Consider the following 12,676-nt stretch of genomic DNA (forward strand, 5'->3'; position numbering starts at 1 on the left):
ATGATGAAATTGATCATCAATAGCGCAGCTGTAAACCGCTTATTCGCGAACGCCTCGCGCAGTTGAAGAAAAGGGATTTGCGCAAACATGCTATAAAGCAATAATGCAAGCATGGGGGAAATCAAATACTCCAGGCTTGCGCCAAAGCTAGGATTCCATAACCCAAGCCCCGTCCCGACGGCCAAGGCCACAGCGTATAGCCCTATCTGATTTTCTTCCAGTTGTTCTCTGCGCATAGTATTTCCTTAAAATACAAACCGTCATGGGTCAGCGAAAAATTTGTGCCATAATTTGGCACAGCGTTTTATTTCAATGATTCTGATCATGTTGACATAACCATTGTAATTCAGTCTACGAATCTCCGATCAGTTCCATATAATTTTAGTTAATCCGCTATTTTTAGAAATTCACATGTCGGAAAGAAAACCTATATATGGCACATAACCACTCCCACGATCATGATCATGATCATAGCCACGCTCCCAAAAACTTTGATCGCGCATTCGCAATTGGAATTGCGCTAAATGTAGGTTTCGTTGTGGTTGAAGTTATTTTTGGTTTATTTTCAAATTCTCTCGCGCTGTTGGCAGATGCAGGCCATAACCTCAGCGATGTGTTGAGTTTATTATTCGCGTGGGGCGCAAGCATCTTAGTACGCAAGTTACCAACACAGCGGCACACTTACGGTTTGCGCCGCACCTCGATTTTGGCTGCATTGATTAATGCGCTAGTTTTGCTTGTTGCTGTCGGCGCTATCGCCTGGGAAGCCATTCTCAGATTTGGCCATCCCGAGGCAGTGGCAAGTGATACAGTCATTTGGGTGGCGTCAGTTGGCATAGTCATTAATGGGTTCACGGCATGGCTGTTCATGTCCGGCCAAAAACAAGACATGAATATTCGCGGTGCGTATTTGCATATGATGGCTGACGCAGCTATTTCTCTTGGCGTCCTCTTGGCAGCTATTGCCATAAAATTCACGGACTGGTTGTGGTTGGACTCAGTCGTGAGTCTTATTGTCGCCGTAATTATTGGTATTGGCACTTGGAGTTTGCTCCGTGAATCGCTAAACCTTGCTCTTGATGCTGTGCCAGCAAATATTCATCCGGCCAAAGTTGAGGCTTACCTCGCTGGTCTTCCAGGAATTGAAGCAGTTCACGACCTACATATCTGGGCAATGAGCACGACGGAAATTGCGCTAACCGTGCATTTAATCAAGCCGGATGCAGTCATTGATGATTTGCTATTGGTTCAAATTAATAATGAATTGCGTGAGCTGTTTGGAATACAGCATACCACTGTCCAATTTGAGCGTGGAAATACATCTCATCCCTGTAAGCAAGCACCAGCAGAAGTGGTTTAAAGTAGAAATGAGTAACTTTTGTTTTATCATCACAACAAATAATCATTCGAGAGCTCCACAGGTTTTGTAAACTTAATAATTACGTGACAAATATACATAAATGAATACGATACAGTTGCAATCGACTATTACTTGCTCGAACTGTGGAACTCAAAAATTGGAGATGATGCCGACCAATGTTTGTCAATTCTTTTATGAATGTGAATCTTGTCACCATTTATTGAAGCCTAAAGCGGGACATTGCTGTGTTTACTGTTCTTATGGCAATGTCCCATGTCCACCGATTCAACTGTCCGATAGCAATTCTTCTTGCTGTACAGATTCTTGAATCACCAAGCTTGACTCTTTAAATAAGTTTGTGGATAGAGACGATCACACAAAGCCAGAAAGATGAGTGGATCAGGCCATTATGGCTTGGGAGAACATTAACTGTAATTAAAAAATTACCTTTTGCTCCGATATGAAGGATTCTGAATACTGGAGCTTTTATGTGCTACGTATGCGACAATAAGAACGAATACCCACAACATGATTCACGAAAACGTTCATTCCTGAAATTGACGATAGCCTTTGCGCTGGGTTTGGCTATTAGTGGTGCAGGTATTATCTTCAGTGTGGAAGAAATTCTTTCGGGCGCATAGCTTTCACGCCGAATGGCGGCACACAATTTATGGAGGTAAAGCAAAAGAATTATTTAATTGCTTCGGCCATCTTACGATGGGAATCAGCTAAATTCATATTTTCTATTGTAGCTTGCTCATAAGTATGAATCAAAGCCCGACACATTGATTCCATATCTAAATCGCGCTGACCATAATACTGTCTTTGGGCTTTATATTGCGCCAGCATTTTCTTATGTTCTTCTACTTTTGACTGCATATCTTTTGCAGTATCTTCATAATGTTCAGCAATCCAATTATGATCCCGAGAAGTTTTGGCAGACTCGATTATTTGAGTCATATCCATCTGATAAGGCCCCAGATCTGCGCAGGAAGTCAGAAATCCTAACAAGCCAAAAACAACTAACGAAAAAATTGAAATTCTCACAGTTATATATCCTTACTAATTAGGATCAATTAACACCCTATCAAAAGTAGTATATATCATCATACCTTACAGTACAGCATGAAATTTAGTAGCACAAGTAAATGAAAAATAAAAATTAATATCCAAAAATTTCCTAGTAATCATAGTCTTGTACGATTAAGCCTCAACGCGTTAGTAACAACCGATACCGAACTCATTGCCATGGCAGCACCGGCAAACATGGGTGAAAGTAAAAAGCCAAAAGCCGGGTACAACACACCGGCAGCAAGCGGAATTCCAAAGGCGTTATAGCCGAATGCAAAAGCAAGGTTTTGGTGAATGTTACGCATGGTGGCGTGCGACAGCAGGATAGCGCGCTCAATACCGCGCAAATCCCCTTTTACGAGCGTAATACTTGCGCTTTCCATTGCAACATCAGTGCCTGTACCCATCGCTATACCGACATCGGCTTGCGCTAGCGCAGGCGCATCATTGATGCCATCACCCGCCATTGCAACCTTGCGGCCTTCGGCTTGCAAACGCTTTACATGCCCAGTCTTGTCTTCGGGAAGCACTTCGGCCAGCACTTCATCAATCCCTAGATGCCGAGCTATTGCATTGGCTGTGTGCTGTGAATCTCCGGTCAGCATCACAATTCTAATGCCCAAATGTTTGAGCGTTGCGATAGCTTCGGGCGTGTTTTCCTTAATGGGATCAGCAACTGCTGCGATTCCAACGGGAATGCCATCCACGGCGAAGAACACTACTGTTTTGGCTTCAGTGCGTAAAGCTTCTGCTTGATGATGCCAAGATTGAGTATCCACGCCATGTTGCGCGAGAAAGTTGTGATTGCCAACGAGCACGCGCTCGCCATCAATATCTGCTTGTACGCCAAGGCCATTGATTGCGTCGAAAGATTTTGCTGGACGCAGAGTCAAGCCACGTGCTTTTGCATTCTCTACAATTGCAAGACCAATCGGGTGCTCCGAAAGTTGTTCCACACTTGCGATCAGCGCGAGCGCCTCATCATCCGCAATACCCTTGACGATAAAATTTGTTAGTACCGGACGCCCGAGTGTCAGCGTGCCAGTTTTGTCTATCACTAAGGTATCAATATCCCGCATGCGTTCGATCGCCTCGGCATTGCGAAACAGGATACCCATCCGAGCGCCTTGTCCCATCGCGACGGTGATTGAAATAGGTGTGGCAAGACCGACCGCACAAGGACAGGCGATGATGAGAACAGCAATGGCATTAAGAAATGCATAAGTGAATTTTGGCTCGGGGCCTAGAAACCACCATGCTAGTGCAGTGATTATTGCGATGGCGATAACGATCTGAACAAAGTAAGCGGCGATAATATCCGCAAGCCGCTGGATAGGCGCGCGCGTGCGTTGGGCTTCTCCGACCATATGGACGATACGTGCCAGCAACGTGTCTGCGCCGACGTGTTCAGCGCGGATAATCAATGAGCCATTACTATTCAGGGTTGCACCAGTGATCTTATCGCCCGGTGCTTTAGCTACCGACATAGGCTCACCGGTAATCATTGATTCGTCAACTCTGCTCATCCCCTCAAGTACTGTACCATCGACAGGAATTTTTTCTCCAGGTTTTACGCGTAGCCTGTCACCTACAACAATTACATCAAGCGGTACTTGTTCCTCCGTGCCGTCATCGCGCATGCGCCAAGCTTGGTTGGGTGCAAGCCTCAACAATTGTTGAATTGCCCGGCTTGTTTGACCCATCGCACGCGACTGAAGGTAATCGCCAAGTATCACAAGTGTTACGATAACTGCTGCTGCCTCAAAATAAGTGCCCACCGCACCGTCGTGCGCGTGAAACTCCTGTGGAAACCAATCAGGCATAAGTACTGCGGCCAGACTGAAGAAATAGGCACATCCGACTCCGAGTCCGATTAGCGTATACATATTAAGCGCACGGTGTACGAGTGAGAGCCAGAACTTACGCAAGATAGGCCAACCAACCCACAGCACTACTGGCGTACCCAGCAGGAATTCGATCCAACCACGTAAACGAGGTTGAAGGCCGAATGGTTCATTTAGACCAATCATGGGCATCATTGTGAGAGCAATCAGTGGAAGCGACAAAGCAATGCCAATCCACAACCGTCGCGTGAGATCGCGAAGCTCGGAATTATCCGATTCGCCCATATTCGTATTTGTAATAGGTATCAGAGCCATACCGCAGATCGGGCAGTCTCCCGGTGCATTCCGCAAGATTTCCGGGTGCATTGGACATGTCCATTTATCTTCATCCGCTGCTAGCGGCGCATCTGGAGGTTTGGAGTTTATTTGCCGATGATCATCAGTATGTGACGGATGTGAATCGTTTAAATCTGAATTCATTTTGACCCTCCCATAAATCATACCTAATCTGAAGTTTACGAGCCTGTCGTTCTTAAGTTGTGGACATTACTTCACTTCATCCGCTATTTGGTGGTGAATTTTTGCCATGCTCATATTTATTTCTACAGCTTCCTCATAACTTTTTATCAGACTCCTACAATGCGCTTGGAGGTCTTGGACGCGCTTGGGATAGTAATAAGGGTGGTTCTCATATTCTTCAAGCAGTTTTTTGTGCTCTTCCACCTTTAACTGCATTTCGTGAGCTGCATCTTCATAATGTTTGGCCAATGCTTCATGGTCAACACTGGTTTTGGCATTCCGAACCGCGCTGGTCATCTCCATTGGGTGAGGATTCATTTGTGCACAGGAAATCAATGAAGCCAGAATCACCAAGGCTGCAAAAAATATATGTGCTTTCATAAGTATCTCCTGGTAGTTGAGTCAAAGAAATATACCTAAATTCTATAATTTAATTCGTAATCCTCGGCACAAAGCAGCCACCGAGTATCCCCAATGCTGTGATAACTGAAAGAATATTCCGTCCTTAGCGGTTAGTGAGTGAACTCGCTGTTGGTGCCAAGATCAACTCCTACATAACAGTTCATTTGCTTGACACTAACGATGCATGATTATGGCATTTAGCAATAATCATTTTTCGCAGCACTTCTTCTTCGGCGCTGAAAGCATCTACGGCTTCCGGGTCAAACTGACTCCCTTTCATACGTAGAATCTCTGCTTTGGCGAACTCAAAAGAATGACCCTTACGATAAGGCCGATTAGAGGTTATCGAATCCAAGGCATCTATTACCATGAATAGACGTGCACCTAATGGAATACGATCGCCACTAAGTCCTTTTGGGTAACCTGAACCATCATAGCGTTCCTCATGACAGAGAATGATATTTGCAGCATCTGTCATGGCAGGTATTTGCGAAATGAGATGGTAGCCTTTTTCTGGATGTGTCCGCATTTCGATCCATTCAGATTCTGTTAAAGAGCCAGCTTTCAGTAAAATGGTATCAGAGATACCAATCTTGCCAATATCATGCAGTAATGTTCCCCAGTATATTTGCTGCAATACATTCGGATCAGAGGTAAAGCGATGTGCGAGCACCATCGTATGGCAGGCGACGCGCTTGGAGTGCAAACCCGTTTCGTGCTCTCTCAGATCCAGCGCATTCACCAAAGTTTCTGCTAAGAGGTTGAACATATCTTCCTGACTGGCGCAGACATCTATGGTTTTGAGGAAACAATGTTCAGAACAGTATGTAGCACCCACAGAAATATACGGTTGCCTTTCAAGAAGTTTTCCACAATGTTGGCAATACGCTTCTGAGTGCCTGCCTGTTTTGTTCATTTGATCCTCGTCTAGCATGTGTGTTTCATGAGTACACAGAGATCAATGTCATTATTATTTTTCAAATCTTCTTTATAAGACGATAGCGGATGAATTTTCTCAGCTCCAGAACAATCAATGGCATGAATCCTACCGCGAACCACCCTACGCACTGACCCAGCGTAATGGGCTCTACCCCGAATAAGGTTTGAAACATTGGGACATGGTGTATCGCCAACTGCAAGCCAAAGCATACTGCCACAACCAGAAATAATCTTATATTGGAAAACATGCTTATTTCCCAAATGGCACGCTGCTCGCTTCGGGCCCCAAAAGCGCGCAGCAGTCCGGCAATTACTAAAGTAGTAAACGCGGCATCGCGGGCTTGTTCAAGACTACTACCCGCTATGTAGAGTTCATAGGCAAACACACCGAGCGTGACGCTGGCGGTCAGTAAGCCGGTAAATAGCGTTAACTTGATTAAATCACGGTTGATTAATGCCGTCTGTGGATGTCGAGGCGGGCGGTCCAATACATCGGAGTCAACCGGATCGGTCGATAACGCCAAGGCTGCAAAGCCATCAGTTACCAAGTTGATCCACAGAAGATGCAAGGGCAATAGAGGGAGCGGCCAGCCAAGTAGAACTGCGACCAGCATCACGATTAATTCGCCGGTACTGCTACCTAGCAGATAAGCCAAAGTTTTAGCAATGTTGTCATAAATGCCCCGTCCTTCTTCCACGGCAGCGACAATAGAAGCAAAGTTGTCATCGGTAATAATGATATCCGCCGCCTCCTTGGTCACCTCGGTGCCAGTAAGGCCCATCGCGATACCAATGGATGCTTCCTTGATTGCGGGAGCATCGTTCACCCCATCTCCGGTCATCGCCACTACCGCACTTTGCGCCTTCCACGCGCGGACGATGCGAAGCTTGTGCTCGGCGGTGACACGCGCATAAACGGAAACCCTTGATACACGCTCCTTCAGCACCTCATCGTTCAATCGGTCGAGCTCGATACCTGCGAGAATTTCGTCATTCTTACCCAGAATACCCAGCTCACGCCCTATCGCACGTGCCGTATCAGGATGATCACCTGTAATCATCACAGTTTTGATGCCAGCCCGTTTGCATTTAGCCACAGCCTCTTTTGCCTCGGCGCGTGGCGGATCCTGTAAGCCTATTAGCCCCAGAAAAGTAAGTTCCTTCTCGATTTCGGCATCATCTGTCACTTTGCCTTCTTCGAAACTGAGGCCATCCAAGGCGCGTTCGGCGACGGCAAGCACACGTAGCGCATCGTTTGCCAGCAACGTATTAGCATGGAGAAGCCGGACACGGTCACTTTCTGTCAGATCCCTTATTCCCTGGTCGGTACGGATTCTTGTGCAGCGGTCGAGAATCATTTCCGGTGCACCTTTGGCGAATGCCCAGGAATGATTCTCCTGCCGACGGATGACAGTCATACGTTTGCGCACGGAATCAAAAGGAATAATGGCCAGTCGTGGCAGCTCAGCCTCAATCATTTTCCGGGTAATATTGCCTTTGGCGGCAGCAACCAGCAGCGCTCCTTCAGTAGGATCGCCCACTATCATGGATCGACCATCAATTAAAGCTAACTCGGCATCGTTGCAAGCAGCCGACGCACGGAGCAGCGCGAGAAGTGATGGGGTCTCCTCTACCGGTATTTCTGAATTTCCGACAAAGAATGTTCCCTCGGTTGAATAACCTTCGCCAGTAATGCGATACAAGTTATCTGCCGTGACCAGTTTGCAGGCCGTCATTTCACCCATCGTCAGGGTGCCCGTCTTGTCCGTGCAAATGACTTGAGCGCGGCCTAATGTTTCAATCGAGGCCAGGCGTCGCACCAATGCATTCCGCCGCACCATGCGTTGTACACCCAAGGCAAGCGCGATAGTCACTACTGCCGGCAATCCCTCGGGGATAGCAGCAACGGCAAGACTCACCGTGCTTAAGAAGAGCTCAAATGGCGCTATCCCCCGCAATAATCCTAGCCCGAAAATCAGTGTAACAATGCAGAAACAGGCCAGCAATAACATGCGTCCTACCCGGTCGAGCTGGACTTGCAACGGAGTTTCTCCACTTTCGGCAGTCTCCAGCAGTTTAGCGATATGGCCGAGTTCCGTTTCCATGCCGGTGTTAATGACCAATGCGCGACCGGAACCGCCTGTCACACTGGTACCGAGAAAAACCATATTTTTTCGCTCGGCCAAAGCTGTTTCCGGAGGCAAATTATCAGTAAATTTATTTACAGCTTGCGATTCACCAGTAAGCGGTGCTTCGTTGATGCGTAGAACAGAGGCTTGAATCAAGCGGGCATCCGCAGCAACCAGATCCCCTCCTTCTAGCAAAAGAATATCGCCCGGTACGATTTCGATTGCAGCAACCACCACGCTACGACTATTGCGCACTACGCGACAATGAGGCGATACCATATCAGCCAAAGCGGCAGCAGCCTTTTCGGCACGAAATTCTTGAATGAAACCAATCAGCGCATTCAATATTACGATGGCAATAATGGCAATGCCATCAATGTTTTCACCCAGCGCTGTTGAAACAGCCGCTGCGCCAATCAATACCCAGATAACCAGGCTTTTAAACTGACTTACAAAAATTGCTAAGGCTGAAAATCGCTTACCCTTTCGTAGTTTATTAGGCCCATTCCGTGCGAGACGAGCGGCCACTTCTTCATCGGTAAGTCCCCGCTCCACATCGGTTATAATGAGGTGTTCGAGTTCGGCTATTGATTGGCTATGCCATGCATTCATAGCTCATTTCTCATTGGTTTGCAGGCACGATATAAAGCGATGCCACCGACCACTGTGCGATAACGGGTAGTCTCCTCCACTGGATGGAATCCGGCATCCGCTATAAAAACCGGCAATAAACCCAGAATGTTATCGTGAACCTCTTCAGCCCACCGCATTACCAGAGAGATTAGCCACATGACCAAATCGTGCGGTTTGCCGAAGTCCGCAATATGCAACTCTCCACCGGGCTTCAACACGCGAAATGCTTCTCTGAGCGCTTGCTGTTTATCTTGCCGCGTCAAATGATGCAACATCAGGCTAGCGAAAACGTGATCAAAGCTTTCATCTGGATAGGGCAGACTTGTCGCTGTACCTTGTTGCAGGATAATGATCTCTCCTGCTTGCTCGGCCTTCCTTCGTGCGATGTCCAATATCTGAGGATCCATATCAAATCCATAGACTGCGGCATCCGGTTGAATTTGTTTGATCATCAGAGTAAGTGTGCCCGTACCGCAACCTACATCCAGCACCTCTTGACTAGGCTGGATACGGGCTTGCGCGATCAATGCAGTCTTTAACGCCGCCTCAGGAAATAAGCACCGCATTATCGGATCGTACCAGCGTGTCAGCCAGTGGAAATGAAAAGCCGGGATATAATGAGGATGTTTCTTCATGATAAATCCCTCATCTTTTCCGTTTTAAGTGAATGTCGAATTGAGATTTCCTTGACAAGCGCATAGACTGCGGGAAATACGATCAATGTTAGTATTGTAGCGGAAACCATACCGCCCACCATCGGAGCGGAAATGCGCCGGATCACTTCGGAACCTGTGCCACTGCTAAACATAACCGGGAGCAGTCCCACAACACTCCCAGCAATGGTCATCATCACGGGTCGTATTCGATATACCGCCCCTTGCACTACCGCCTCATAAAGATCCTCGACGGTGACTTTGCTGCCAGCAGCTTCGCGTTTTGCAGTCACATCTTTGAGCGCTTGATCGAGGAACTCGAGCATGACCATTCCCGATTCAGCCGCAATACCAACGAGGCCGATGAAACCAATCGCTGCTGCGATGCTCATGTTGTAGTCGAGCCAATACATCAACCAGATACCTCCGACTAAGGAAAAAGGTACCGATAGCATTACTATCAATGTCTCTGTGAGACGATTGAAATTCAGATATACAAGCAGGAATACCATCAGGAGAGTGATTGGAACTACTACTTTCAGTTTTTCGGTGGCCCGCTCCATGTATTCGAATTGCCCGCTCCAGGTAGCATAGTATCCGGGAGGAAATTGCACCTGTTCGCGCACTGCTTTCTGTCCGGCTGCAACGTAGCTACCGATGTCACGATCACGAATGTCAACAAAAATATACGCAGACAGTAGTGCATTCTCCGTACGAATGCTTGGCGGGCCTTTGACAAGGCTGATTCGTGCAAGCTGGCCAAGCGGAATCATCGTCGCTCCCATGGTTGGAACCAGTACCTGAGTAGCGATTGCCTGCGGATCGCTACGTAGCTCGCGTGGATACCGTACGGTAACACCAAAGCGTTCCCGGCCTTCAACCGTGGTCGTCACCATCTCGCCGCCAAGCGCTGCTGAAATCACAGACAATAAATCGCCGACAGCCAATCCATATCGGGCAAGTTCAAGACGATCCGGCTCAACATCAAGATAGTAGCCACCGGTCGTGCGTTCCGCATAGGCGCTACTGGTTCCTGGCACTGTTTTTACAGCTGCCTCAATCTGCTTGGCAAGTTTTTCAATTTCACCCAAATCCTTGCCGAACACTTTGATGCCGACGGGTGTGCGTATGCCGGTGGCAAGCATATCGTTCCTATTTTTAATCGGCATCGTCCAGGCATTACTGACTCCTGGCATTTGCAATGCTTGATCCAGCTCGGCGATCAGCTTGTCGACACTCATACCTGGACGCCATTCGCTTTCCGGTTTCAAATTAATGATGGTTTCAGTCATTTCCAGCGGCGCTGGATCAGTAGCAGTATTAGCACGTCCGGCTTTGCCCAATACCGATGCCACCTCGGGAAAGCTTTTAATGATTTTATTCTGTGTTTGCAGGATTTCTCCAGCCTTGGTTACGGAAATACCCGGAAGTGTCACTGGCATGTAAAGCAGCGTGCCTTCATTCAATGTTGGCATAAATTCTGTTCCAAGCCTGAGCGTTGGATAGACAGTAACCCCAACTATCACGACTGCTGCCAGGACAATGACTTTTTTCCACTGTAACACCTTAGCCATTACAGGCCGATAGAGCTGGATCATGATCCGGCCCAGCGGATTGTCTTGCTCGCGCGGAATGCGGCCACGGAGCAGAAGCAGAATCAGAGCCGGTACCAAAGTGATCGAAAGCAGCGCAGCACCTGCCATGGCAAACGTTTTGGTATAGGCGAGTGGGTGAAACATGCGTCCTTCTTGTGCTTCAAGCACAAACACCGGCAGAAACGATACTGTGATAATCAACAGGCTGAAGAACAGCGGTGGACCGACTTCCTTACAGGCTGCAATGACAGCCTCTGTGCGCGATTCATCGGGAGCAAGGCGCGCAAGATGTTTGTGCGCATTTTCTACCATGACGATGGCAGCATCGGTCATTTCTGCGATCGCCAGCGCGATACCGGCCAGGCTCATGATGTTGGAATTGATACCAAGGTGAAACATTGCAATGAAAGCGATCAGCACGCCAATCGGAAGCATAATGATCGCCACCAGCGCACTGCGCACATGCATGAGAAAAACCACACATACCAGCGCCACGATTATGACCTGTTCGACAAATACTTCGTTTAGCGTCGCAATAGCGCGGTGAATCAACTCTGAGCGATTGTAGACAGGCTGAATCGAAACGCCTTCCGGTAAACCAGATGCGATTTCGTCGATCTTTTTTTCGAGATTATGGGTCACATTGAGAGCGTTTTCACCATGCCGCGCTACTGCGATACCCGAAACAACTTCTCCTTCCCCGTTGAGTTCGGTAATGCCACGGCGCTCATCAGGTACTAATTCCACCCGGGCAACATGGCGCAGCAATACCGGCATACCCTCGTGCGCCTTCACAACCAGATTCTCAAGATCACTAATTCCGCGCAGATAGCCCTTACCGCGAACCATATACTCAGTTTCCGTCAGCTCGATCACACGTCCCCCGACATCGCGGTTGCTGGAGGCGATAACATCGGAGATTGTTTTGAGTGATATCCCGTAGGCTTGAAGGCGTCGTGGATCTACGGTAACTTGGTAGTTTTTTACAAATCCGCCTACACTCGCTACTTCCGACACGCCATGTGTTGCAGTCAACTGATAACGCAAAAACCAGTCCTGAATCGCGCGTAATTCGTCGAGTGCGCGGTTCTTGGCAACTAGCACGTATTGGTAAACCCAACCGACTCCCGTTGCATCCGGGCCGAGCGAGGGCCTGACATTTTCAGGCAACCGGCTTGCCGCGAAGCTCAGATATTCCAGTACTCGCGAACGTGCCCAGTAGATGTCAGTTCCATCTTCAAAGATGACGTACACAAACGATACACCGAAATTTGATACTCCTCTGACAACTTTTGATTTTGGTACACTTAACATAGCTGTGGTCAGCGGATAAGTCACCTGGTCTTCGACCACCTGCGGTGCCTGTCCGGGATATTCCGTGTAAATGATGACCTGTGCATCCGATAAATCTGGTATTGCGTCGATAGGCGTCTTCAATACTGCATACACGCCCCAAGCTACCACAAAGAAGGTTCCAAGTAGTACCAGGAAGACATTCCGCACCGACCATTCGATTATATTGCCAACCATC

The 12,676-nt window shown here is 47.9% G+C and carries 10 protein-coding genes and 1 pseudogene; 3 read left to right on the forward strand and 8 right to left on the reverse strand.

The window, feature by feature from the left end; all coding sequences use genetic code 11:
• Nucleotides 1-236 (reverse strand): annotated as a pseudogene (locus C8R34_RS11240) (arsenic resistance protein); the annotation flags it as partial.
• 197 nt (nt 237-433) lie between these two features.
• Here C8R34_RS11240 and C8R34_RS11245 point away from each other — a divergent pair.
• The 3 genes from C8R34_RS11245 (at nt 434) to C8R34_RS11255 (ending at nt 2,001) form a co-directional block, all read left to right on the forward strand.
• Nucleotides 434-1,360 carry a cation diffusion facilitator family transporter gene (locus C8R34_RS11245; protein ID WP_090318408.1) on the forward strand — a complete coding sequence of 309 codons (927 nt, stop codon included), beginning with the start codon at nt 434-436 and terminating at the stop codon, nt 1,358-1,360.
• A 100-nt stretch (nt 1,361-1,460) separates the two neighbouring features.
• The gene (locus C8R34_RS17080) at nt 1,461-1,688 is read left to right on the forward strand and encodes a GDCCVxC domain-containing (seleno)protein (protein WP_090318410.1); all 228 of its coding nucleotides are present in this window, start codon (nt 1,461-1,463) and stop codon (nt 1,686-1,688) included.
• Nucleotides 1,689-1,848: 160 nt separating this feature from the next.
• On the forward strand, nt 1,849-2,001 hold the full coding sequence (locus tag C8R34_RS11255; RefSeq protein WP_181415498.1) for a hypothetical protein: 153 nt from the start codon (nt 1,849-1,851) through the stop codon (nt 1,999-2,001).
• Nucleotides 2,002-2,050: 49 nt separating this feature from the next.
• On the opposite strand, the gene C8R34_RS11260 is transcribed toward C8R34_RS11255, so the two are convergent.
• The 7 genes from C8R34_RS11260 to C8R34_RS11290 all read right to left on the reverse strand — a co-directional run bounded on the left by C8R34_RS11260 (nt 2,051) and on the right by C8R34_RS11290 (nt 12,675).
• The gene (locus tag C8R34_RS11260; RefSeq protein ID WP_090318413.1) at nt 2,051-2,407 is read right to left on the reverse strand and encodes a hypothetical protein; all 357 of its coding nucleotides are present in this window, start codon (nt 2,405-2,407) and stop codon (nt 2,051-2,053) included.
• Between the two features lie 140 nt (nt 2,408-2,547).
• Entirely contained in the window at nt 2,548-4,755 is a 2,208-nt protein-coding gene (locus C8R34_RS11265) for a copper-translocating P-type ATPase (RefSeq protein WP_090318416.1), read from the reverse strand.
• Nucleotides 4,756-4,821: 66 nt separating this feature from the next.
• Nucleotides 4,822-5,175 carry a hypothetical protein gene (locus C8R34_RS11270; protein ID WP_090318419.1) on the reverse strand — a complete coding sequence of 118 codons (354 nt, stop codon included), beginning with the start codon at nt 5,173-5,175 and terminating at the stop codon, nt 4,822-4,824.
• A gap of 181 nt (nt 5,176-5,356) precedes the next feature.
• Complete coding sequence (locus tag C8R34_RS11275; RefSeq protein ID WP_090318661.1) at nt 5,357-6,112, reverse strand: HD-GYP domain-containing protein; 756 nt, start codon at nt 6,110-6,112, stop codon at nt 5,357-5,359.
• A gap of 61 nt (nt 6,113-6,173) precedes the next feature.
• Nucleotides 6,174-8,876 carry a cation-translocating P-type ATPase gene (locus C8R34_RS11280; protein WP_090318423.1) on the reverse strand — a complete coding sequence of 901 codons (2,703 nt, stop codon included), beginning with the start codon at nt 8,874-8,876 and terminating at the stop codon, nt 6,174-6,176.
• A complete protein-coding gene (locus C8R34_RS11285; RefSeq protein WP_090318426.1) occupies nt 8,873-9,532 on the reverse strand; it encodes a class I SAM-dependent methyltransferase in 660 nt (219 codons plus the stop codon). The genes C8R34_RS11280 and C8R34_RS11285 overlap by 4 nt, the downstream gene beginning before the upstream one ends.
• The gene (locus C8R34_RS11290; RefSeq protein ID WP_090318429.1) at nt 9,529-12,675 is read right to left on the reverse strand and encodes an efflux RND transporter permease subunit; all 3,147 of its coding nucleotides are present in this window, start codon (nt 12,673-12,675) and stop codon (nt 9,529-9,531) included. Before C8R34_RS11290 ends, C8R34_RS11285 begins: the two co-directional genes overlap by 4 nt.
• Between the last annotated feature and the right edge of the window lies 1 nt (nt 12,676).

Source organism: Nitrosomonas sp. Nm84 (assembly GCF_003201565.1).
Taxonomy (GTDB): Bacteria; Pseudomonadota; Gammaproteobacteria; order Burkholderiales; family Nitrosomonadaceae; genus Nitrosomonas.

What these genes read in the sequence shown, in the direction of transcription:
- C8R34_RS11280 (WP_090318423.1), bottom strand. Translation starts at nt 8,876, where the DNA reads ATGAATGCATGGCATAGCCAATCAATAGCCGAACTCGAACACCTCATT.
- C8R34_RS11290 (WP_090318429.1), bottom strand. Translation starts at nt 12,675, where the DNA reads ATGGTTGGCAATATAATCGAATGGTCGGTGCGGAATGTCTTCCTGGTA.
- C8R34_RS11245 (WP_090318408.1), top strand. Translation starts at nt 434, where the DNA reads ATGGCACATAACCACTCCCACGATCATGATCATGATCATAGCCACGCT.
- C8R34_RS11285 (WP_090318426.1), bottom strand. Translation starts at nt 9,532, where the DNA reads ATGAAGAAACATCCTCATTATATCCCGGCTTTTCATTTCCACTGGCTG.
- C8R34_RS11270 (WP_090318419.1), bottom strand. Translation starts at nt 5,175, where the DNA reads ATGAAAGCACATATATTTTTTGCAGCCTTGGTGATTCTGGCTTCATTG.
- C8R34_RS17080 (WP_090318410.1), top strand. Translation starts at nt 1,461, where the DNA reads ATGAATACGATACAGTTGCAATCGACTATTACTTGCTCGAACTGTGGA.
- C8R34_RS11255 (WP_181415498.1), top strand. Translation starts at nt 1,849, where the DNA reads ATGTGCTACGTATGCGACAATAAGAACGAATACCCACAACATGATTCA.
- C8R34_RS11275 (WP_090318661.1), bottom strand. Translation starts at nt 6,112, where the DNA reads ATGAACAAAACAGGCAGGCACTCAGAAGCGTATTGCCAACATTGTGGA.
- C8R34_RS11265 (WP_090318416.1), bottom strand. Translation starts at nt 4,755, where the DNA reads ATGAATTCAGATTTAAACGATTCACATCCGTCACATACTGATGATCAT.